The 23797-nt window shown below is 43.6% G+C and carries 19 protein-coding genes; 4 read left to right on the forward strand and 15 right to left on the reverse strand.

Annotation, left to right across the window (positions count from 1 at the left end; all coding sequences use genetic code 11):
* Positions 1-472: 472 nt before the first annotated feature.
* The 5 genes from RB160_RS05540 to RB160_RS05560 all read right to left on the reverse strand — a co-directional run bounded on the left by RB160_RS05540 (position 473) and on the right by RB160_RS05560 (position 4765).
* The gene (locus RB160_RS05540; RefSeq protein WP_316569237.1) at positions 473-1306 is read right to left on the reverse strand and encodes a hypothetical protein; all 834 of its coding nucleotides are present in this window, start codon (positions 1304-1306) and stop codon (positions 473-475) included.
* A 149-nt stretch (positions 1307-1455) separates the two neighbouring features.
* Entirely contained in the window at positions 1456-1701 is a 246-nt protein-coding gene (locus RB160_RS05545) for a hypothetical protein (RefSeq protein ID WP_316569238.1), read from the reverse strand.
* Between the two features lie 18 nt (positions 1702-1719).
* Positions 1720-2433: an endonuclease/exonuclease/phosphatase family protein gene (locus RB160_RS05550; protein ID WP_316569239.1), complete on the reverse strand. Its 714-nt coding sequence runs from the start codon at positions 2431-2433 to the stop codon at positions 1720-1722.
* Positions 2434-2664: 231 nt separating this feature from the next.
* Positions 2665-3798: an HNH endonuclease gene (locus RB160_RS05555; RefSeq protein WP_316569240.1), complete on the reverse strand. Its 1134-nt coding sequence runs from the start codon at positions 3796-3798 to the stop codon at positions 2665-2667.
* 79 nt (positions 3799-3877) lie between these two features.
* Positions 3878-4765, reverse strand: a complete 888-nt coding sequence (locus tag RB160_RS05560; protein ID WP_316569241.1) for an ADP-ribosylglycohydrolase family protein — start codon at positions 4763-4765, stop codon at positions 3878-3880.
* Positions 4766-5317: 552 nt separating this feature from the next.
* Here RB160_RS05560 and RB160_RS05565 point away from each other — a divergent pair.
* The 3 genes from RB160_RS05565 to RB160_RS05575 all read left to right on the forward strand — a co-directional run bounded on the left by RB160_RS05565 (position 5318) and on the right by RB160_RS05575 (position 8614).
* Entirely contained in the window at positions 5318-6391 is a 1074-nt protein-coding gene (locus tag RB160_RS05565) for a zinc ribbon domain-containing protein (protein ID WP_316569242.1), read from the forward strand.
* Between the two features lie 166 nt (positions 6392-6557).
* The gene (locus RB160_RS05570; RefSeq protein ID WP_316569243.1) at positions 6558-7202 is read left to right on the forward strand and encodes a 2OG-Fe(II) oxygenase; all 645 of its coding nucleotides are present in this window, start codon (positions 6558-6560) and stop codon (positions 7200-7202) included.
* A 320-nt stretch (positions 7203-7522) separates the two neighbouring features.
* Positions 7523-8614, forward strand: a complete 1092-nt coding sequence (locus RB160_RS05575) for a hypothetical protein (RefSeq protein WP_316569244.1) — start codon at positions 7523-7525, stop codon at positions 8612-8614.
* On the opposite strand, the gene ebgA is transcribed toward RB160_RS05575, so the two are convergent.
* The 7 genes from ebgA to RB160_RS05610 form a co-directional block, all read right to left on the reverse strand.
* Complete coding sequence (gene ebgA / locus RB160_RS05580; RefSeq protein WP_316569245.1) at positions 8507-11626, reverse strand: beta-galactosidase subunit alpha; 3120 nt, start codon at positions 11624-11626, stop codon at positions 8507-8509. The genes RB160_RS05575 and ebgA overlap by 108 nt on opposite strands.
* A 19-nt stretch (positions 11627-11645) precedes the next feature.
* Positions 11646-12476 carry a carbohydrate ABC transporter permease gene (locus RB160_RS05585; RefSeq protein ID WP_316569246.1) on the reverse strand — a complete coding sequence of 277 codons (831 nt, stop codon included), beginning with the start codon at positions 12474-12476 and terminating at the stop codon, positions 11646-11648.
* On the reverse strand, positions 12473-13399 hold the full coding sequence (locus RB160_RS05590) for a carbohydrate ABC transporter permease (RefSeq protein WP_316569247.1): 927 nt from the start codon (positions 13397-13399) through the stop codon (positions 12473-12475). Before RB160_RS05590 ends, RB160_RS05585 begins: the two co-directional genes overlap by 4 nt.
* A gap of 77 nt (positions 13400-13476) precedes the next feature.
* Entirely contained in the window at positions 13477-14769 is a 1293-nt protein-coding gene (locus RB160_RS05595; RefSeq protein ID WP_316569248.1) for an ABC transporter substrate-binding protein, read from the reverse strand.
* A gap of 476 nt (positions 14770-15245) precedes the next feature.
* Positions 15246-16820: an aminomethyl-transferring glycine dehydrogenase subunit GcvPB gene (gene gcvPB / locus RB160_RS05600; protein WP_316569249.1), complete on the reverse strand. Its 1575-nt coding sequence runs from the start codon at positions 16818-16820 to the stop codon at positions 15246-15248.
* A 42-nt stretch (positions 16821-16862) separates the two neighbouring features.
* Positions 16863-18245 (reverse strand): aminomethyl-transferring glycine dehydrogenase subunit GcvPA, encoded by a 1383-nt coding sequence (gcvPA, locus tag RB160_RS05605; RefSeq protein ID WP_316569591.1) that lies wholly within the window; start codon positions 18243-18245, stop codon positions 16863-16865.
* Between the two features lie 25 nt (positions 18246-18270).
* Entirely contained in the window at positions 18271-19050 is a 780-nt protein-coding gene (locus RB160_RS05610; RefSeq protein ID WP_316569250.1) for an SDR family NAD(P)-dependent oxidoreductase, read from the reverse strand.
* Between the two features lie 256 nt (positions 19051-19306).
* Between RB160_RS05610 and RB160_RS05615 the strand changes: the two genes are divergently transcribed.
* Positions 19307-20716: a sigma-54 interaction domain-containing protein gene (locus RB160_RS05615; protein WP_316569251.1), complete on the forward strand. Its 1410-nt coding sequence runs from the start codon at positions 19307-19309 to the stop codon at positions 20714-20716.
* 38 nt (positions 20717-20754) lie between these two features.
* Here the strand turns inward: RB160_RS05615 and RB160_RS05620 are convergent, their stop codons facing one another.
* The 3 genes from RB160_RS05620 to RB160_RS05630 form a co-directional block, all read right to left on the reverse strand.
* Positions 20755-20949, reverse strand: a complete 195-nt coding sequence (locus RB160_RS05620) for a hypothetical protein (RefSeq protein WP_316569252.1) — start codon at positions 20947-20949, stop codon at positions 20755-20757.
* Between the two features lie 87 nt (positions 20950-21036).
* Positions 21037-22740 (reverse strand): amylo-alpha-1,6-glucosidase, encoded by a 1704-nt coding sequence (locus tag RB160_RS05625; RefSeq protein WP_316569253.1) that lies wholly within the window; start codon positions 22738-22740, stop codon positions 21037-21039.
* A 56-nt stretch (positions 22741-22796) separates the two neighbouring features.
* Complete coding sequence (locus tag RB160_RS05630; protein WP_316569254.1) at positions 22797-23765, reverse strand: hypothetical protein; 969 nt, start codon at positions 23763-23765, stop codon at positions 22797-22799.
* Between the last annotated feature and the right edge of the window lie 32 nt (positions 23766-23797).

Here is a 23797-nt window from a genome sequence, read left to right on the forward strand (position 1 = left end):
TTTTTTTCATAAACTGTTAAAACAACCTTAATAATTAAGGTCTATACTAATAAATGTAGAAGCGTTGTCCGGGCAAAAACACACTCTGGTTTCGGCATTAATTGAAATTTTTGTCGGGGCTATGATCTTTGTTCGGGCAAACACCAAATCTTTTCTTCAACAGTAATTTGGTACAAACCGAAGGCGGCCCCAAGCCGCCTTCCCCCCCCCAATTATGAACAAACTCCCTTCAGTTTAAATCCCAAAATTACAAAACCAGCTTCCATACAAAATATAGGCTATAAGCAACTACTCTTTTTCGCAACAACCACGAAAAAGAAAGCCCCATATTAACCGCGGCAGCTGTTAATACGGGGGCTCTAATATTTCTGGATTATCAAAATCATGGTGTCGGTTAGAGAACGATGTTAAAAAGTAACGGAGAGAATAGAAACCTCTCTTAAGCCATTTCACACCCAGCTTGCCCTTTAGTTCACTCCTTCGAGATCCGATTTAGCAGGCTGCTTACCTTAGTTAATCCGCTCTTTAACTTATCATTCTGTACCGTTTCTGAGTTTGCAAGATTTGAAATCAGCACCTGAGCAACGGGGATATACTTGCGATAATTTGCACCATCAGACTGAATTTCGGATTCTATAGTCAAAATATCAAGTGACTGATTAATGAAATTTGCATACTCTTCTGTATTTCTCTTAAATGCAATAGTCGTATTAAGTTCTTCTCTAGTCTTCCGACTTTTATCTATCTTATTTTGTACAGACTTTCCAGCAAAAGGCCTCACTATTGCTGGCAAAGAAGCTCCACCCATAATTGACCATTCTACATCAAAATCTTGTTTCTCTGCTTCCTTTCTCAGATTATTTATGAGTTCATTTTGCTGACTAAGTGAATCCTGAAGAGATTCTTTAGAAAGACTCAACCAATCCTTTGAATCCTCAACCTTGCCCAATAATGCCCAACTAACCGCTATATAGCTTTGAATATACCCAAGGACAAAGAGGTCTTTATAATTTTTATATGGCTTCGCTTCGTAAATACCAAGGCTGGTTATGAAATGTTGCTTCGCTTGCTGGACTAATTCATAACGTTCCCTATTGGTGCGATGTTCCTTTTTCGCATCCCAGAGACAAGCCATACCTGAATGGAATGGCCCAATTTGCAGAGCTTCAATATTATGATGCAAAGACTCCAGCACTTGGCCTTGTTGTTTCTCTAAATTAACCAGTTCTTTTAAGAGATTTTGATTGATATGATTTTGAGTAGCTCTGATCGCTAGACCTAATGCGGTTAATAACTCGTTAAACATGGTTGTCACTCTATTCATATTTGGATTTTCTTCATTTTACCATATTTGGAACAGTAATATCGCACCGCATATCTTCTTCCGTGCTAATAATTAGCGAAGAAAACATAATATTCTTTTGGGCGCATGAGCAGTTAGGAGCCGCCTACAAATTAATTTTTTGTATAGCTTCCCCTATCGATAACCCAACGAGCACTTCGTTTTACAGCCCACCATATTGCTTTCGAAACAGCGGTGCTGTAGTATTTTTCAATTACTTCATTGTAATAGGGAGATTGATGAAAGAGTTCTACCAGCTCTTTGTTACTATAAACCTTCCCGCTTGGCACAGATTTTTCAAAAGCTAAAATAAAGTTCCGTGTTTCCTCATTTAAGTTATACTTGATAGTTTTTTGCATAGCAAAGCCTCCTAAAACCTATATATCTTGTATCTCTAAAAATATCGGTAAATGATCACTATGTCTAATCCAATCTTCATACGTCCCTACTTCTACGGATATCAAACGATTTATAAATGTTTGCGATCCAAAAGCAAAATCTATATGGAATGGGCTCGCAGCCTCTTTCCTAAAATAATGAGTTGGCTTGGACTCTTCTCCTTGTTCTTCATTAAAATAGTGATGGTATAAGCTGCTAATCCCATAATGACTTAACATTTCCACAACCTTTGTATGATTCCCAACCCTCTTTATGTAATCGAAAATTTTGTTGCTATTCCAATCACCGATGATTAAGGATGGAGCGTTAAGCAAGGATTTGTTATACTGCAATGCCAAGTAAATTTGGCCAATGTAACTTTGAAAGGTGCCTTTTGTTCGCTGTGACCACACTGCCAGCAATGTAAATTCTTCTCTGCCTGTCACCTTAAGAGGAATGATATAGCGGAACTCTTCATTGTAAGATGGGTGAACTTCTAATTGGTACGAGTCATTCAATGTCATTACCCCAATACCTTTGTTCCGGTCTTCCCCAAACCATTCAAATTGATAGAGGTCGTTTACATACCTGCTCTTTGCCCATTTTTCAGGAGCTTCACATTCCGGAATAACGAGTATGTCCGCCATGAAAGGAACCACTTTTTCAATCTTACTCCTAAATGCCATTGCCGCATTCCAAGTTAAAATCCTCATCGTTTTATCTCCTAGAGACCAAATTGTACAAATCATTCCAGAGTAATTTTATCGCTAAATGCTCTTTTTGGGAAAATTGGACAATACACCAAGCCCGCCATTTAGGAAGCTGCCATCAAATACACCCCATTCGCCATTCTACCCAACAAAAAAAGGCCCTATGGTAACCGTACTAGCGGTTATAACGGGGCCAATTCTTAGGTTTGTGAAACATGGGCCGGATCTAATGTCTCATTTTAGAAATGGCATCTGTTCTTCAATTTTTTCTTGTGCAAGCTTCTTTGCCTCTTCAATATCTTTAAACCTTCCGTAGTAAATTCCCTTTACATTCACAATCCAATCTTGGTTGGTTTCATCCCAAGAAACTCCTCGCACCCCGCTTTTACTTCCTTTTCTAGATCCTGCCCTGTTCTGCTGATTCTGGCTAATAGTCGCGTTCCTTAAATTGCTCTTTCTATTATCCAATGTATTATGGTTTAGATGGTCGGTTACCATCCCATCAGGAGTATTCATAATAAATCTGTGCAAATAAATTCGTCCTTCTGGGGAATAAGAAACAGCATAAGGATATCCTTTTCCTTTAAAATGGACCCATGTATATCCATTTGTTTTCACTCGTTCCAAGTCCTCTTTATCAATTAATGTTCTAGCTTTTTCTTTGCCATGCTTATCCCTCAAAATAATAGCAACTGTATCATTTTCCATTTCCTCGTAATCATTCATCATATCCCTGCTATAAACCTTCAAGTTTGCTTTGCAATTATTCAAGGTGTTTTTATCCGCATGCCTGATGGGTTCCTTGTTATCCACTCCCATGATAAAAGAATGAAGAGTCGTTTTCTTTCGGTGCTTTTTACCGTTAACATAACAGTAGGTAACATTATGAACCAGATAGTTTTCGAAGTCGGAATGCCATTCGGTAAACCACGTTCCTTTTTCTAGTACTCTTTGTAAATCCTCGGCATCAATCTGAGTGGTTATTGAAGATCCATCCCGCCTATTCAACTTTAAAAAAGCGATATCACCTTTAACCTCATACTCATTGCCTTTTGTAATTTGAACTTCTTCATAACCAACTGTTAAATTGCTTTTCCTATGATCCAACTGGTTGCCATTAATAAATCTAACCGGTGAATTATCAGTTACATCCAAGATAAAGCGGGTCAGTGGAATGTTTTTTCTAACCTTATTTTTACCCTTTATTAGCCATCTACTGCCTCGTACCTTTGTCGCTCCCCATGAATTGGGGAAGGACTTAACTTTTTCTAAATCCTCTGTATCTATAATTACCTCAATCTGTTCTCCTTCTGTTCTATTAATATACACAATCGTAATATCTCCATTAACTTCATAGTCGTTTTTCATACCACTCACCACCTATCACTTATACTATTCCTAACCCCAAAATACACCCACTATTTGCCAAATTACATTCTCATCAAACCTAAACTCCCGCCGTTTCCCTGCCCCTAATTTCAAAAAGACTTTCGGCCAGTTCCTCAAGATTTTCCCGTTCCTTAAGGACATTAGTATGCTTGGATGGGATGCTTCCGCTTCCGACTTCGATGCCCTTCAGCCCACCGGCGATGGCCGCGATTGTGTCGCTGTCATCCCCGGAATTTACGGCTCCAAAAATCACATCATCATAACTTTCCCGGTTAAGCAGCCAGTAAAATACCCACTTTAGCGTATGGACAACATAGCCGTCTGGCGGGCAATCGGGTTCGCTGCCGTAATCATTATCATAGCGGGTGCCTTTTATTTCAGTTAAAATCGAAGCCGTTAACTCCTCACCGAGCAGAACCCTTCTTGCGATACGGTTGTAGATGATGCACGCTTCCGATGCCGCCTCGTCGTGATGGGTCATTTTCGACTGGAGGGCTGAAACCTCTTCGACTTTGTTAAGGTCCGAATAGGCGAAAGCAATTGGCAGGCACCTCATTAGCGATCCGTTCCCGGCACTTACCCCTATTTGGTTATGAGCCGCCTCTGCCGCCGCGAACCAGTCTCCTTCATAATGGTAGAAAGTCGTCGAAATCGTGATCCCGATATCCTTTGGCTTCGTTGCCCTCCAGGCCAGAAATTCCTTGCCGATTTCCTCAATTGGATTGGCATAGTTCGCAATGATACCCCTAGCTACAGCTATAGTCATGGCAGTATCATCGGAAGTTTCGCCGCGATCAAAACCAAAACAGCCGCCGCCAAGTATCTCCTTCACCACCCCATATTTCCGTTTAATCTCGGCTGGACTCATGAATTCAGTTGCCACACCCATGGCGTCACCTACAGCAAACCCAATTAATCCGCCTTTGATTTTTTCCAGCACCAACATCGCTCCCTACTTATGATTTTTCGAATTTCTCGCCCGCCTGCACACGCCATACACATGCCGGTAACTCCAGCCACACAAACAGCCATAATACTCCACAACTAAAACCACCAGCACCGCGCTTCCTCTAGTATCGCCCAGGTCCAAAACCATCGCTTCTCTTACACAACTAATTCGAGAACTGGTCTTTTATTCCTTCCTATTATACAAAATATTACAATTACGGTTCTTTTGGGAAATCTGCCCATAAACCAAGCCGCCAACCAAAAAATCCCCTCCTTTCACCCTACCGCTAAGGATCATCAAGACGATACTAGTTTCATTAGGAATCTTATTTCGGTGCCATATTTTCCATAGAATTTAGTTAATCTTACTTTAGATTTTATGTGTGTATTTTGCGGTAAAATTTTACTATGTATTTAGGATGGGACTGGTATTCGTTGATTGTTTTGCGATAAGAGGCGTCTAACAGATATGGATGGAATGATTGTAATTTCAATGGGCACTACTGTGCGTTCAAGGTTCATGATTCTAACTGGATGAGGTGCTAAAGTGTTGGCCAATTTATTAAAAGAAAAAATTATCCAAATCGGATCCCTACTGTTATTAATGATGTCCTACTTTATGCCTTGGTTTACTACATCAGCGGATGAGAGTGGATCCTTATTTATGAGTTTTAAAATTTTATGGAAAGTTTTGTTGATCGAGAACGAGTCCGTTTTTATTTCTTCATGGGAATACGGTGTATGGGATACCATAACTGTGAATTTATTGCAAATACTTATATTATGTTCAGTCTTATTACCAATTTTAAGCGGTATAACGATATATAGAATTTATCGAAATAGGAAATACAAGGTTTATAAAAATAGTACAGTCATTATTGCTATCGCATTAATTGTTACTTACCTTAATTTCTTCTTTTACAGTGTGTATTGGGAATGGGAACCTTCGTTGAAACAAGGTTTTTTTATAGCACTAATTTCTCTAATTGTATTCGTTACTGCTTCCGCCATTTCAAGAAAGATGACTGATTTAATTTCCAACCATAATATAGTTAATGTCGAGGAGAAACCACCAAGTATGCCCTCCCCACACAAAATAAATTATTGTTCCAATTGTGGAGATAAGATTGAAGATAACGCTAACTTCTGTATGAATTGCGGCAAAAAGTTAACTGGAACTGACAGTTTTTTCGAAAACCTAATTACTAACTTTCCTGTTTTAAAAAGCAAAAAAGGATTGGCCATAATAGGCATTATTATTGTGGCTTCTATTATTTTGTTTGGAAAGCAATCTCCTTCAGATGTAGCGAATGATTTTATTAAAGCTACACAAGTTGAAAACTATGATAAGGCCGAAAAGTTATGGTCAAACTCAGGAAAAGAATACATGTTAGAACAACTTGGTGATGAGCGCTGGATTTATCAATCTATGAGAAATTTTACTCATAGAACCGGTGGTGACGATTTAGTTGACTACCGGATTACACAAGAAGAAAAGACCGAAAATGACATGATAAACATATATGCTACATTCCAATTTAGCTCAGGAGAACAAAGAGATGCGGAACTTGCCATGATAAAAGAGGATGGTGAATGGAAAGTATTCGCTTTTAATTCTTATTGAAGCATCACCACCACCGGCACCGCCACCGGGACGGTTCTGCTGGCATCTATAAGCCTTCGGAACCGTCCCCATGGTCTTTCCCATGGTCTTTATTCTAAATTTTTTATGAATTCAAAACTCTTATAGTATAATTGCTATAAATTGGTATAACTGGGGTGATAGCAATATGTCAAACTTAGCTAAAGAACAAACGATTTTCAATCACCAAAAAAGTACAATCTATACGGAAGATAGAGCCATAACTATCATTGCAAAAATAAAGGAACCATTGATCGTGGTCCTGGATAATGTGTTGGATAGTAAAGAATGTGATGAGTTGATTGTCTTAGCCAAAGATCGAATGAAGCGTTCAAAAATTAGTGAGAATCATATAGAAAATGAGATTCGAACCAGCAGTGGCATGTTTTTCGATAAAATGGAAAACCAATTGGTCGCAAAAATCGAAAGAAGAGTTTCAGAGATTATGTGTATTCCTATCGAACATGGTGAGGAAATTCAAGTTCTCCATTATCTCCCTGGGCAAGAGTACAGATCGCATTTTGATTATTTTTCATCTAAAAGCAGAGCAGTGGAAAATAACCGTATCAGCACCCTCGTCATGTATTTGAACGATGTGGAAGAAGGCGGCGAAACAGTCTTCCCCCGACTGAACTTTTCCGTTACACCCAAAAAAGGAATGGCCGTTTACTTTGAATATTTTTATGAAGAACAGGCGTTAAATGAATTAACGCTCCATAGCGGAATGCCTGTCATAACTGGAGAAAAGTGGGTTGCCACACAATGGGTCAGAAGAAAAAAATTAGTTCTCTAACGCAGAACATGTTAGGGATAAAATCAGCCTTTTGGAAAAATTGGCCAATACACCAAGCCAGCCAAACCGGCAGCCTTTCAGCAAATACACACCATTCGCAATTAAAGAAAAATGCCCCCGCTAGAACCGCTACAGCAGCTCTGACGGGGGCGCAATCATTTAGCCCGACTTATTGAAAACTGTTCGATGTTTCTTAACTTATAAAAATGAAACAATAGATACGTCCTTTGCTTTAATAGAATCACCATATATATAGAAGAAACTCGTGCCTTGATGACACCTTTTCGGCTTTTGCTCAAATCTTTGTCGCTCATCCGAATTTGTGCGACACCTTTTCAACCATTGGCCAAATCTTTGTCGCTCATCCGGATTTGTGCGACACCTTTTCAGGTTTTGGCCAAATCTCTGTCGCTCATCCGGATTTGTGCGACACCTTTTCGGCTTTTGGCCAAATCTTTGTCGCTCATCCGGATTTGTGCGACACCTTGTCAGGTTTTGGCCAAATCTTTGTCGCTCATCCGCATGTGAGCGACTCCAGATCCGCCTGTGCCCATATCTTTGTCGCTCATCCGGTTTTGTGCGACACCTTTTCAGGTTTTGGCCAAAGCTTTGTCGCTCATCCGGATTTGTACGACACCTTTTCAGCTTTTGGCCAAATCTTTGTCGCTCATCCGGAGTTGTGCGACACCTTTTCGGATTTTGGCCAAATCTATGTCGCTCATCCGGATTTGTGCGACACCTGTTCGGCTTTTGGCCAAATCTTTGTCGCTCATCCGGATTTGTGCGACACCTTTTCAGGTTTTGGCCAAATCTTTGTCGCTCATCCGGATTTGTACGACACCTTTTCAGGTTTTGGCCAAATCTTTGTCGCTCATCCGAATTTGTGCGACACCTTTTCGGCTTTTGCCCAAATCTTTGTCGCTCATCCGGATTTGTACGACACCTTTTCAGCTTTTGGCCAAATCTTTGTCGCTCATCCGGATTTGGGCGACACCTTTTCAGGTTTTGGCCAAATCTATGTCGCTCATCCGGATTTGTTCGACACCTTTTCAGGTTTTGGCCAAATCTATGTCGCTCATCCGGATTTGTTCGACACCTTTTCAGGTTTTGGCCAAATCTATGTCGCTCATCCGGATTTGTTCGACACCTTTTCAGGTTTTGGCCAAATCTTTGTCGCTCATCCGAATTTGTGCGACACCTTTTCGGCTTTTGCCCAAATCTTTGTCGCTCATCCGGGTTTGTGCGACACCTTTTCAACCATTGCCCTAATCTTTGTCGCCCATCAGGATTTGCGCGACATCTTTTCAGGTTTTGGCCAAATCTTTGTCACTCAATGGGATTGGAGCGACACTTCCCCCAATCATCCCAACCCGCCCGAGTTCAACAGCCGTGATTTCTTCTTCATTAAATAATGTCATTCGGAACGCTAGCGAAAAGTCTTCGAAGCCGCATTGATATTTTTTCAGCTGGTTTTGGCCGCAGGAGTTGCTTCCTAAACCGTTTTGCTTGTAGTCCAGATTTAGGACGACATAGTCGCGGGGCTTCAAATCAATCGTATGTTTTGCATGTTCAAGGTCGCTAATTTCATATCGCGATGCACTGAAATCAAACTTCTCATTTGTGGTGAAAATGACACCGTTCTTATTTTGGTCGGTGAGGCTAACCCAATCGCAGTCGGAGCGGTTGCCGTTTTCCTGCGGCTTTACGTAATTGGTGAACAGCTCATCCACCGTTTTTTGATAAACGCCAAAGTGATTCGCTTCCTTGGAATCTACATAGCTTTCTCCTGGTCCTCTGCCGCGCCACTGGGCAAAAGCAAAATCGTTATTTAAGACCATTTTTACCCCGAGCCGTGGAATCATGGCTGGTGCATTTTCCTTCATACCCGAAGCAATCCCATTAATCCGGAATTCAATATCGCCGTCCTCATGGATTCTGTAACAATATTGGAGCTTATAATGCCACGAACTGTTTGTTGTCCCGAACAGAGCATCCGTCTGCCACTCAAATACCCCGTCCCTTAACCCGTATTGGACCTCTTCGACGATTTCATGGCCCAAATGCATAAAGTATTTCGTGCGGTAATCGTTCAGCAAGTACATATCGTTATCAATCGGGGCGCGCCAGAACTGGAATTGCGGCCCTCTTTCAAGCTGAACCTTTCCGTTGCGGACAACCTCTTTCAAAGCCCCTTTTACACGATCAAACGTTACCGAAAAGCCCTCTCCGCTTACTGTTACGAACGCACCTTCCCGATTCACCTGTAGGCCGGAGCCACCGCCTACATGTACCTTCGGCAGCTTATCTTTCCCAGGAAGCTCAAACGAGGCGTTCGCCAGCTCATGTCCTTTCGGCGCACAAGGCGTGTCCGCTTTAAGTTTATATGAAAAGACCAAATAATACTTTGCACCGTTGATTTTTTCAAATTCCTTCATTAAAGGGAGTTGGATTTCCGCGGTTTCACGCCCGCCTGCCTCAGGAAGTTCCACTGCAAATGAATCTAAAAGTCTATCATCCTCAAACAACGAGCAGGTTAACTCCAAATAATTTAAGCCAATGAAATCATACCGGTTAATCAGGCGGAACAGCCGTTTTTCAATATCCACACACTCCGTCTGAACCGGTTCAATCACCTTTTTATACTCAAGCAGGCTTGGTGACGGGGTTCCATCCGGCATAATCAGCCCGTCAATGCAGAAATTCCCGTTGGTTGGATCATCGCCGAAATCGCCGCCGTAGCGATAGTACACAGAGCCATCCTCAGCAACGGTTTCAATTCCATGATCAAACCATTCCCAAATAAATCCGCCTTGAAGCTTCTCATGTTTGTAAAATAAATCCTGATATTCCTTTAAATTGCCGGGGCCGTTCCCCATGGCATGGGCGTACTCACAGAGAATATGCGGCTTCTTCGATTTTTCAATGATTTTATTCATCGTCAGCCTGTCATCGTTCCGCTCCAGCCATGTATACATGGTGCTATAAACATCGGTGACTTCCGCTTCACGGTCCCCTTCATAATGGACGAGGCGGGTTGGGTCCATTTCTTTCGCCAGCTTTGCCATCGCACGGAAGTTATGCCCAAAGGATGATTCATTTCCAAGCGACCACATGATAATGCAAGGATGGTTTTTGTCGCGCGCAATCATCCGTTCCATCCGCGAAACATGAGCCAATTCCCACTCTGGATCATCGCTGATCCAATCATATTTCCCGGTCAGTTCAAATCCATGGCATTCCAGATCGGTTTCATCGATTACATACATACCGTATTCGTCACAAAGATCATAAAGGTAATAAGCGTTTGGGTAATGGGCCGTCCGAATCGCATTAATATTGTGGCGCTTCATCGTGATAATATCGCGCTCAATTTCTTCTTTTTCCACAACACGGCCCGTCTTCGGGTTATAATCATGGCGGTTGACACCCTTGAGCTTAATGGCAACCCCATTGACGAGGAATGTTTCCCCGGATACCACAATTGAACGAAAGCCGACTTGCTGGCGGATCACCTCTATCGTCTCGCCGGCACTGTCCTTTACCGTCATATAAAGATGATAAAGGTTTGGAATTTCCGCACTCCACTTTAACGGGGCTTCAACCAACCGGCTGAAAGCTTCATCCCCGTTTTTCTCTTCAAGAAATACCCGCTCGCCGGTGGAATCGAGCAGTTCATACGTTATCGTCTGGCCACTATGTTCCGTGAGTTTAACAGAAACAGACAAAACCGCATCCTGATTGTCGCCGTCCAATTCGGTATTTACGGAAAAATCATAAATCCCGGCAGTTGGCCGCGTATAAAGTTCAACATCACGGAAAATTCCGCTTAGCCACCACATATCCTGGTCTTCTAAATACGTCCCGTCCGACCACTGAAACACCCGGACCGTTAAACTGTTGCTCCCGGCACGGCAAAGATCCGTGATATCGAATTCCGCCTGAATTCTTGCGCCCTTGCTGTATCCGGCAAACTCACCGTTCACATACACTTCATAGGCGGAATCGACCCCATTGAAACGAAGAATGAGTTGTTCCCCGTTCAAATCCGTTGGCACCTCGAACTCCCGGCGGTAAATTCCGGTCGGGTTTTCTGTTGGCACACGCGGCGGAATAATCGGGAAATTGTACCAAAGGTCGGAATAATGCATCTTCCCATACCCCTGCAGCTGCCAGTTGCCGGGAACAGCTATCTCATCCCATGCATTTGCATCAAATTCATCCAAAAAGAAACCTTCCGGAGAATATTCAGGCGCCTCCAGGAATAAGAACCTCCATGTACCGTTCAGCTTCTGATAATAACGGCTAGCTTCCGGTTCATTCGCAACCGCTGCTTCCCTATTCGGATAACTGAAGAAGTGCGCCCGGGCAGGCAGCCGGTTGATTCCATCAGTCTTAATGTCTTCCCATCTCTTTAAATTCTTCATCCTTTTCTCCTTTCAAAGACTATTCTTTCACCGACCCTCCAAGGATGCCGGAGATGAATTGTTTTTGCAGTATTAAAAAGAAAATCATAATCGGAATCGTCGATAAAGTTGTTCCGAGCATGAGCTGGCCATAGTCAATACGCGCCATCCCAATTATGCTTGAAAGGGCGACAGGCAACGTAAACATTTCTTTTGAATTCAAGGTAATGAGCGGCCATAACAGGCTGTTCCATTGCGACATGAATTGGAAGATGGCTACCGCGGCGAGCGCTGGACGTGTTACGGGTAAAATAACCCTAAAAAAGATTTTCAATTCTCCTGCTCCATCCACTCTGGCTGCCTCAATAAGCGAAGTTGGTACCGCTCTCATATTCTGCCTCATCAAGTAAATGGAAAATGGCGCGGCAAGGGTAGGCAAAATGATGGCTTGATATGTATTTAGCCAATCCAAGGTCACCATCAATTCAAACATCGGAATCAATGTCACTTGAGCAGGGATCAGCAGTGAACAAAAGATAACAAAAAAGAATGGGTTTTTCCCTTTGAATTGGAATTTTGCAAACGCATAACCCGCCATCGCACTGATCAGCGTACTCGCGAATGTGTACACAAGGGCAATGAATAGAGAGTTCCAAAAAATTCTGCCAATCCCCAACGCCTCGTTCAAAGATTCAAAGTTCTTCAAAAGATGATCACCGGGCAAAAGTTTAGGCGGCACACGGAAAATCTCTCCCGACTGAAGCGTTGAACCAATCACCATCCAATAAAATGGGGCAATCGATAAAATCACGCCAATCATCAGCAAAAGATAAATGACAACTTTTTTCGGAGTGTTTTTTGAATGGATCATTCTTTGAAGTCACCTACCAATTTCATCTGAATCAGAGAAATAATCGCCGTAATGATCACAAGAACATAGGCGATGGCTGAGGCATATCCAAATTCAAAATATTTAAAGCCGACGTTGTACAAATAAAGGGTAATCGTCATGGTGGCGCTGTTAGGGCCGCCATTTGTCAAAATAAACGGCTCATCGAAAAGCTGCAAGGTACCAATCGTGGACATCACGACTGTAAAAATAAATACTGGCTTTAACTGAGGAATCGTAATCATAAAGAATTGCCTTATTTTCCCCGCCCCGTCCATACTGGCTGCTTCATATAATTCACCGGGGATGTTTTGCAGGCCGGCAAGAAAAATGACCATATTGTAACCGGTCCATCTCCATGTCATAACTAGAATGACTGAAATTTTGGCCCAAACAGGCGATGTCAGCCAGGGAATGGACTTAAGCCCCAAAAATGACAGGGCATAATTGACCAATCCATAACGCTCGTCCAGCAAAATCATGAAGACAATCGATGCGGCAACAAGCGCGGTAATGGACGGCATGAAATAGGAAATCCGGAAAAACGACTTTGCCTTAACCATGGAGGAATGGAGCCCGACAGCGATTAACAAGGCAGTAAAGAGCATGATTGGAACCTGGATAATCAAAATTTGCGCTGTATTGATTAAAGCTTTATAAAAAATCGGATCCTGGAAAAGCCTGGTGTAGTTTGCAAATCCAACAAACGTTTTTTCCACTCCCCGAACCTCTTGAAAGCTTAAAATGAACGACGATATGATCGGATAAACCGTAAATACTAGCGTTAAAAGAAACGCAGGACCAATAAAAAGATACGGGGCACTTTTAGGAGTAATTAATTTTCTTCTTGGTTTCACTTGTAGGGCTGCGCCTGGTTTCACGGACTTTTCTATTTGTATTTTCATCCCCCACGGTCCCCTTCCTAAAAAATTGCTAGAAATGAGAGAAGAAATATCCCTCTCTCATTTCTCGAATAGAATCATTATCTAATTTGGTTTTCTAATTGTTTTTGGGCATCCTTTAAAACGTCTTCAACTGATTTATTCTCAAGCACAATCGCTGCTTGGGCGTCTCTTGTCACGCTGCTCGCCTTAGCAAGATTTTCGTTCAAATAAACTGTTGGCACCTGGTCTACAATATCAGCGAATTTTTTGAAGATCGGGCTGTTATTGAAGTACTCGCTGTTTTCAGTGAATTGCGGTGCGTCATATGTCTCCTTCAAAGATGGAAACAGCCCGTATTTTTCAAACCCCAGAAGCTGCGCGTCTTTATCAGTTGTAAAGAAATCCACAAATGCATAGGCGGCAGCCTGGTTTTTGGTTGATGCAGGGATCAGTATGGAGGAACCCCCAACGTTTGCATATCGGGTTCCGCCTTCCTTAAATCCTGGCAGATAGAATACATCCCATTGCCCTTTCAAATCGGGCGCCTGGTCCATGATGGTCCCGGCATACCAAACACCGTATGGGACGGTCGCTACCGATCCGTTTACTGTTGCCGTGACAATCCCATCCCAACCATTGTTTTGCAGGACTAATCCCTTGTCATACATTTCCTTGATAGTCTTCATCGCCCGGATCGCCTCAGGAGATTGCAAGGCAATTTTGTTATCTTTATCAAAATAGGACATGCCCTGCTGCTGCATCATCATCGCAAAAACGCCATCATGATTTGGAACATCGATTGGCAGCAGCTCGGCGCCAGTCGCAGCTTTAATTTTCTCGCCAGCGGCAATATAGTCCTCCCAAGTTTCGATCGAATTTGGATCGACATTTGCCTGTTCGAAAAGATCTACACGATAGAACACTCCGGCTGGGCCGATATCCCAAGGTGCGGCAATGAAGTTTCCATCCTGATCCTGGACAGACGCTATTTTCGCCTCATTAAATAAATCTTTATGCTTGTCGTAGCCAAGCTCGCTTAAATTGACAAATCCTTGTGGAAACTGATGGACATACCCCGGAATCCGCTCATCCTCCACCAATACAACATCCGGAAGGCCGGAACCGCGCGCAGCCAAGCCAACCGTTAACTTGGAGTAGAGGTCATCGCTGTTGAAATCCTCCACTTTCACTTTTACATCGGGATACTTTTCTTGAAAGCTTTTAACCGATGCTTCCAGAGTCGCAGCGGCAACATCCCAGCCCCAAACAGTAATCGTGCCTTTTGGATTTTTGCTATCGGCGGATGCCGTTTCCTCGTCGCCGGATTTATTGGAACAAGCCGCGAGCAAAACCAGAAGCAGGACTAGCATAATGGACATGTATTTTTTCATGTTTCATTCCCCATTTTCGAATGGATTTTTTTGTTTTTTTTTAAAAAATAACAGTTTCCGCTTTGCATTTTGGTTCTTCACCGCTAAAAGTGGTTTTTGTAAATAAAGTTGATTTACGCTTGATTTCCACTCCGGGCACACGCTTTCCGCGGGGCGCCAAAGCAACTACCTGGAATTTCTTCATGAGAGGCATCTTGAAATGCATCAAGCAGATTTGCGACGAGCTGAAGAAAGCATCTTCGAATATTCTTTGGCGCAGGAGCAGTAAGGAGCCTCCTCGGCGCAAGCGCCTGTGGGGTCTCAACCTTGTCGCTGCATCCCGCCGGAGTCGGTGCCCTCCGCTCCAATCAAACTATATTTCAACCTACATACAAGCGCTTCGCTTTCCGTGTGTCGATCCACCTTCCGCTCCAATCGACCAACCAAAAAGTTCAGTTAATAAACCAGCACTTGCGGTGAAGAGCCTTCAATTCCTTTTACAACTCAACCTTCTCCGGTGCTTGCGTTTTTTTCAAATAGGAACGCCAGGTGATGGCCCATTTTTCAGGGTTATCAAAATCATCATTGTCCTTGATAAGATGATTCGTGCTGTTGTGCGGTGCAGACTTAACGAGGTCCGGATTGGTATAGGCTTCTTCGGATATCTGGGTCAATGATGCGATGTACTCGTCCAAATCGGCCTTTGATGGAGTTTCTGTCGGTTCAAGTGTGAACGGCTCCGGTACGACGTAAGGATGGTGGCTCGTCCAATAATGATGGGCGAAATCAGCCATCCGGCGGGAGACATCATCGGTCGTCACGCCGGTGTCTTTCGTTAACTGCTCCCAGCTGTAACGGACCTGCTCCAATCTTTGTCCTTTGATATATGGCGCGCTTGCCCCTTTAATTTTCAGGACTTTATGGTACAAATAATTATTGTTAAGCACGGCAACCTGCGCCACCTCCTTTAGTCCATCCGGCCCAAGGGCGCGAATCCAGGCATAGGCGCGAAGGACGTGCTGCGGAACTCCCTGGAACGAACGTACCTTTCCGATGCTGTGCTTCAGATTATCATTCAACACATATTGATCGCCGTCTTTTTCAACAATCGGCCCCGGCAAGAATTCCTTAAGCCTGTCGACAACGCCCAAGGCACCTGTAGCCGGACCACCGCAAGCATGCGGAGTGGAGAAGGTTTTGTGAAGGTTAAAGAAGCACATATCGAACCCGGCTTCCTTAGCCCTTGTAATCCCTAGGAGCCCATTGGCATTTGCTTGGTCATAATAGCAAATCCCGCCCGCTTCATGGACAATCCTAGTAAATTCCTTAATCTTTGGATTATAGATGCCGGTATCTTCAGGGTTCGCGACAACAAATCCAGCTGTTCTTTCTGATACGGCCGCTTTCAGCTTCTCGAGATCCGGAAACCCATCCTCGTCTGGATAAAGCGTAATGATTTTATAACCCTTTACGGCTGCGGTTGCTGCCTGCGAAGGATGGGAGAATATTGTTGTAATAATTTCATCGCGCTGGTCCGCTTCGCCATTTGCTTCGTGGTATGCGCGAACGATCGACGCCATCGCAAATAATGCTTGGGTGCCGCTCCCCGGTTGAAAAGAGAAATAGTCCATCCCCGAAACCTCACGTAAGGCGAGGTCCAACTTATGGGTGATTTCAAGAATTCCCTGTACCGTACTGACATCCTGTAATGGATGGAGCTCCGTCATTTTCGGTGATGCCGCGATTGCCTCATTAATTTCCGGAGAGTATTTAATCGTGCACGTACCTTGGCCAATTTCTACGTTAAACGCAGAGCCCAGCACTTCCTGTGACAACCGTAAATAGTGGCGCAATACCCGGTTTTGGGCAATCTCCGGGAGATTCGGTTTTTGTTTCCTAACCATTTCTCCAGGAATGAAGGAAACCCCATCCCCAACTTTTTCTTCAATTCCTCTCTCAACCCTTGGCAATGCAACGCCCCGCTCACCGCTTTGATGAAGTTCAAAAATAATCGGCTCATCCCATTTTGCCTGATGGAATTGCCTAACTTTGCCTCTTTTAATCCTTTCCACGTACACCATTCCTTTCTTTTTGGCTTATGACCTACGATTCGATCACAAGGAGTCTTTGATTGTTTGGACTAAACGGTCGATATCGGCTTTCGTATGAATTTCAGTGATACAAAACAGTGCGCACTGGCCAAACTCCGGGAATTCCTCCGATAAATCTTTTCCTCCAAAAATTCCGTTGTCCAATAAATATTGATTGATTTCTTTCACTGTTTTTCCTGTCCGGTTAAAATCAACGACGAACTCTTTAAAGTTGGCTGATTCAAAACGGGATGCAACGACGTTCGGGATGTTCCCGATTTCACCCATCGCATACTGGGATTTTTGCATAATCGTTTTTCCAAGCTCATACATGCCATTCGGGCCAAGCAGCGATAGGTAAACCCCGGCTGTAATTCCCCAAAGGGCTGTTTGTGTCCCGACGGATTCCTTCCCCTTTTCTCGTTGGGCAAAGGATGTCCGGTCGTAATACACGTCGCCAAAACCATACTCGCCTTCTACAACAGTTGGTGCGATTCCAAATAACCGCGATGGGTACTCCTTGATAAAGGTTAGGTCATCATGTGTGGCAATAAAGCCGGCATGGCCTCCCCCGTAATTCATATGCATGCCAAGCGGCTGCAGATCGCCGCAGACAATATCTGCACCGTAATGGCTTGGTGGCTCAAGGACGCCGAGCGAACTCGGGTCAACACCAACAACCGTAATTGCCCCAACATTTTTTGCGAGATTGCTAATCTTTTGTCCCTTCGTTTCGATGAAGCCAAGATACGATGGATTTTCGAAATAGACCGCCGCAGTATTTTCCGAAAGTTTTGCTTCCAAATCGCTTAAGCTGATTTGTCCGGAATCTTCCTCGTAATCTACGAGAATACAAGTAACTTGTGGTGAACAGTAGTTTTCAATAATTTTCAACCGGTCAGGTGAAATGGTTTTCGGCAGTAAAGCCTCAGATCTTCCGGTAATTCGGTAGGCCATGCGGATTGAAGTCGCCGCCGCCTGCGCCCAATCAAAGGTCGGGACATTCACGACATCCATGTCGACCAATTCAGCCATTAGGCTCTGATATTCAAACAATGCCTGGAATCGGCCGTGGTCCTCGTACGGATCACCCGCATAGCCGGTCACAAATTCGGCGCGCTGGTTCACTTCATCACACACAGCCGGAACAAAATGGTTCCAGCAGCCGGCACCAAGGAAATTCAAATACTCATGGGTTGTTTTATTTTTATTTAAAATTCCCTCTACATATTTTTTCAGCTCGTACTCCGGTAGCGCTTCCGGAATATTCAATTCCCCTTTAAATTGCAGCTCCTCCGGTATTCCGACAAAGAGTTCCTCAATCGTTTCGACCCCGATTTCCTTTAGCATTTCTTTCTGCACTTCAGGAACGGTATTCGGTATGTATGGATGTGCTGTTTTTCTCATCATTTTCTCTCCTTTTACATTTGATTTATGCCAAGCCGCCGCCGTCAACTGTTAAAACGGTCCCTGTCACCCAGGAAGACATATCGCTCGCCAAAAATAACACGCCTTTTGCAATATCACGCGGGGTGCCAATTCTCTCGAGCGGCCGTCCAACCGCCGATGAATCAAGGAACTTCGCTTCATCAACATGCAATTGCTTTGCTTCGTCCCGCAATAGAGGCGTGTCCGTATCCCCTGGGCAAACGCAGTTTACACGGATGTTTTGTTTCCCATGGTCGATTGCCATTGCTTTCGTCAAATTCACCACAGCTGCTTTTGCTGCACAATAGGAAGCTGCCTGATCGCCGCCTTTTAAGCCCCAGCCAGATCCTGTGTTGACAATGCTGCCCCCGCCGTTTTTCTCCATGATTGGAATCACATATTTTGATAGTAAAAATGCTCCTTTTAGAGAAACATTGATAACCAAATCCCAATCCTCTTCCGTATGCTCAACGACCGTTTTCCTGCGAATCAAGCCGGCATTATTAAATAAAACGTCAATTTTGCCAAACTGCTGCTCTACCTCGGAGGCTGCCCTTTCACAATCCGCCGCCGAAGTGACATCACATTTGAAGAACTCTGCTTTATATCCTTTGTCACGCAATTCCTTTGCGGCCTCGCCGCCTCGCTCTTCGTTAATGTCAAGCAACGCGACGGCTGCTCCCGCTTCGGCAAAAAGCTCAGCAGTAGCGAGCCCGATTCCGGAGGCACCGCCGGTAATCACCGCAACCTTATCTTTGATTCCTAATAATTCTTCATAATTCACTAGTTTCCCATCCTTTCTAAATATGCTTCGATTGAAAAACTATCTTTCACCCTTATTAACTATGCAAGTAGTGTGCCAACTTTTAATTTTCTGAAAAAAGGCGATAAATAGAGCACTTTCGTTTTGTTTTTTTAAAAGAAGCCACTCCTGTCATATGTCAGAAATGACAAACCGAAGTCAAAGTTGGCAAATATCATTTGAATATTCATACAATTGCGATAAGATAGGGATAGGAACAGTCATTGGAGGTATAAGAATGCCTTTATTAAACTCTATTTCAAAAGTCATCCAAGCCTTTTCGAAATTGCTGCATGTTGATATTGCTTACTTCAATCCGAAAGGTGAACTAATTGCCGCCACAGAGGAATATATTTTGCAGAAAGGGACAAAGGTTCATACCCCGTTTTTCAACAATTTATATGGGCACCATATAACATTCCTTCATGAGCCAGGTAAAATGAAATCGTGTATTGGCTGCCATTTTATTAATCATTGTCCATCCAAAGCAGAACTGATTCAGGACATGATCATCAATGGGAAAAAATACGGCTATTTGTCATTTGTCAGTTTCTCACCGGAAAACGAATTCAAACTTATTGAAAATAAAGAGTACTATATTGATTGGCTTTCTAGGCTAAAAGAAATCATTATTTCAATCGTACGGGATACCGATGTGTTTAAAGCGGTTGATAATCGCTATTCCGCCATGGGGAATTATATTTTCGGAAAAAGTGAAGCGCTTACAAACATTCGGAGTTTAATAAAGAATATCCACAATAGCACCTCATCTGTCTTAATCACGGGCGAAACCGGCACCGGAAAGAGTTTACTGGCCCAATATATTCATGAAACGAGCCTTGTAAACAAAGGGCCGTTCATCGAATTGAATTGTGCCGCAATTCCAGAAAGCTTATTCGAAAGTGAAATATTCGGCTATGATGAAGGCGCGTTTACAAATGCAAAAAAGAACGGAAAAAAGGGTTACTTTGAACTGGCCGATAAAGGAACATTGTTCATGGATGAAATTGCCGATCTACCATTGAGCCTGCAGCCGAAACTATTAAAGGTACTGCAGGACGGGATGATCATGCGCGTCGGCGGTACCACTTCGAAAAAAGTAGAAGTCCGGCTAATTTCGGCCACCAACCAACCAGTTGACGAGCTAATAAATGAAAAGCTTTTCCGATCCGATTTGTTTTACAGGCTCAATGTCATCCCGATCACGATTCCGCCCCTCCGCGAAAGAATGGAAGATTTAGAGCTTTTGACCATCCACTTTATGAAAAAGCTAAAAGCGCGCACCGGAAAAATGATTGATTCCCCTACAGAGGAATACATGCAAATCCTCTCCGCCTACCACTGGCCGGGGAATCTGCGCGAGCTGGAAAATGTCATCGAGTACAGCATGAATATAGAATCAAAGAGTAAGTTGACAAAGGATTCCCTGCCGCCCTATCTGACAAATTTGGCAGGAAGCCGGCACATCCAATCCAAAAGAATGATGAGTCCAAAACCTAGCCTAGCCCAAGCAGAACGCGAAGTAATTATCCAAAAATTACAGGCTTACGAAAACACTTATCTAGGAAAACAACAGGCCGCAAAGGACTTAGGAATCAGCATCCGAACCTTGTACAGGAAAATGGAAAAGCTCGAAATTGAAATTTAAAGGCTCATTGATGGACGGCGTTTACAGAATAATAGCGGCTACGCGGGGAGCATGGCACCGAGTAAGCCACTTTTCTCTGTAAGTATGCCACTCTTATCAGAGAGTAGGACTTTCTTATCAGTAAGTAACACACTTTTATCAGTAAATAAATCTCTTTTATAAGTAAATAAATCTCTTTTATCAGTAAATAAATCTCTTTTATCAGTAAATAAATCTTTTTTATCAGTAAACAAGTCCCTCGTATCAGCAAGTATGGATTTGTAATACGAGCGCCCACTCTTATCCCGAATCAATCCACACTCTAATCCAAGAACCCAACCTTATCCTTGAACTGCCCCCTCATTTTCCCGCAAGAAATTGCCGAGCATCAAAAACACGCTTGATGTCCATGTGAATGCCGGGTCCCGTAAACCCGCACCTGTCAACGCATTAAAGTTTTCCGCCATCCCGGATTTTGTAGCCATCCTGCAGAACCTCCTAGCAATCTCAAGTGCCAGCTCTTTTTCACCCGCCGACAGCAGTCCATCCACCACCAGCATCGTTGTCGGCGCCCAAATCGGCCCCCGCCAGTAGCCATCTTCTTTATAGAACTGGCTTGACGGCAGCTCTGTCGCCAAACCGTTTTCTGTTAAAAAGCCTTTATTTTTAATTCCATCGACCAATTTTTCCCGAATCCCAGCCGGCAGCCTTTTTCCAAGAATGATAGGAATAAAGAGGACAAGGCTGTCTGACTCAATCACTTCATGCGTGCCGGACTTCTTCGGCACAAACCGCTCGCCGTCCCAGAAATGATCAACCATTCTCGCCAATAGTCCCTCGGATTCCCGCCTCCACCTTTCAGCTGCATCTTCGCGGCCCAGCTTCTCCGCGATTTCCGCCAGCACGTCCATTTGCAGCACTAAAAACGAAGACAGGTCAGGACTTTCCACCGGAGGCCCCATTCGAAAAATCGTGCTGTTATCCCAGCCGCTGTCATTACCGTGATTATATTGCGGTATGCCATCCCCATCACTATCCTGGTACGCCAGCCACCAATTCGTCCATTTGGCCAACGGCTCGTATACTTCCTTCAGTTTCTCAGCATTCACATAATCGGTTCGTTCCCAAATCCGCCTTAATGTCCAGCCATGGATCGGAGGCTTTGTAAAATTCCACAATGCAAAGCGATTGTTGACGAAATCCGGAAGCATCCCTGATTCATCCTGCAGGTCGAAGAAAATCATGAACTGGTCCCAGGCAAGTTCCGGCGAATGTTTCGCTAGCGCCATCGCATTGAAACAATGGTCCCAGCTCCAAATGTTCGTCATCCAGTTTTTCGACATGTACATCGCCGGCCTCGTTAACATCCCTTCAGCCGAAACAACGCAAGACCATGTAATATAGCTAGCCAGGTCCCGGCCTTCCGCATACTCATTTGGCACCGAAAGAACACGCTGAATCCATGACTTGTACTCCTTTTCAACGATCTCTTGCCCTTTTGAAAAAGAAACATAGGATCTCGGCCGATACACAGTCGTATACTCCTCCATCACACATTCCATCTCCGTCGACGGTCCAGGAAGAAGATTCACGATGATTTTTTCACAGCGCTGCTCCTTGAACGGTGCATCCATTTCAATCCGCCCCTTAACTGTCATAAGCATATAACGCATTTCCTGAGACGAATGATTGACTTCCCAGCGGTTCTCGCCCACAAGGGCTGCATAATCATAAGCACCCGTAATCCCCGTCAGCCTAACCCCAACCCCCACGCTCCGTATTTGCAAAACCCGTGCTTCCGAAATGCAAAATTCCGCAAAGCCTTCCGCCGATTTAAGGCGCAGCAAACTCGGATACATTTCAGACTCATACGATTTGGGCTCGCCATCCCGGACCAAATCAACCCGGAACACCTCGCCAAACCCATTATCCCCGTTCCGGATGTTCCGAATATAAAGCGCCCCATCCCCGCCCCCTCTATGCTTCGGTGAAATCGTAATAAACGAACCATAGCGGCTGAAAGGGATTTTATTAATATCAAACATGTTTTCACTTCCTTCTTAAAAACAAAATAAATAGATTTAGTCAAAAAAGTGTCGCACTAATCCGGATGAGCGACAAAGATTCGCCCAGAAGATGAGTGACATTGATTGGACAATTCGAAAAGGAAGTCACCCATATCCGGATAAGTGACATTGATTGGGCAAAATCCGAAAAGCAAGTCACCCATATCCGGATAAGTGACATTGATTGGGCAAAATCCGAAAAGCAAGTCACTCAAATCAGGATAAGTGACATTGATTAGGCAAATTTCAAAAAGGAAGTCACTTAAATCCGGATAAGTGACATTGATTGGGCAAATTTCAAAAAGGAAGTCACTCAAATCAGGATAAGTGACATTGATTGGGCAAAATTCCAAAAGGAAGTCACTCAAATCAGGATAAGTGACATTGATTGGGCAAATTTCAAAAAGGAAGTCACTCAAATCACGATAAGTGACATTGATTGGGCAAAATCCGAAAAGGAAGTCACTCAAATCAGGATAAGTGACATTGATTGGGCAAAATTCGAAAAGGAAGTCACTCAAATCAGAATGAGTGACATTGATTGGGCAAAATCCGAAAAGGAAGTCACTCAAATCAGGATTAGTGACATTGATTGGGCAAAATCCGAAAAGGACGTCACTCAAATCAGGATAAGTGACATTGATTGCGCAAAATCCGAAAAGGAAGTCACTCAAATCAGGATTAGTGACATTGATTGGGCAAAATCCGAAAAGGACGTCACTCAAATCAGGATAAGTGACATTGATTGCGCAAAATCCGAAAAGGAAGTCACTCAAATCAGGATAAGTGACATTGATTGAGCAAAATTCAAAAAGGAAGTCACTCAAATCAGGATAAGTGACTTTGATTGAGCAAAATTCAAAAAGAAAGTCACTCAAATCCGGATGAGAGACAAAGTCGAGCCCATAACCCCAAAAGGTGTCGCTCAAACCCGGATGAGAGACATAGTCGAGCCCCAATGCCGAAAAGGTGTCGCTAAAAAAAATGGATGAACCAAGATTCATCCACACACTCTAATCAAGTAGTCCGCAGCAAA

Source organism: Neobacillus sp. YIM B06451, from assembly GCF_032667185.1.
Lineage (GTDB): Bacteria > Bacillota > Bacilli > Bacillales > Cytobacillaceae > Bacillus_D.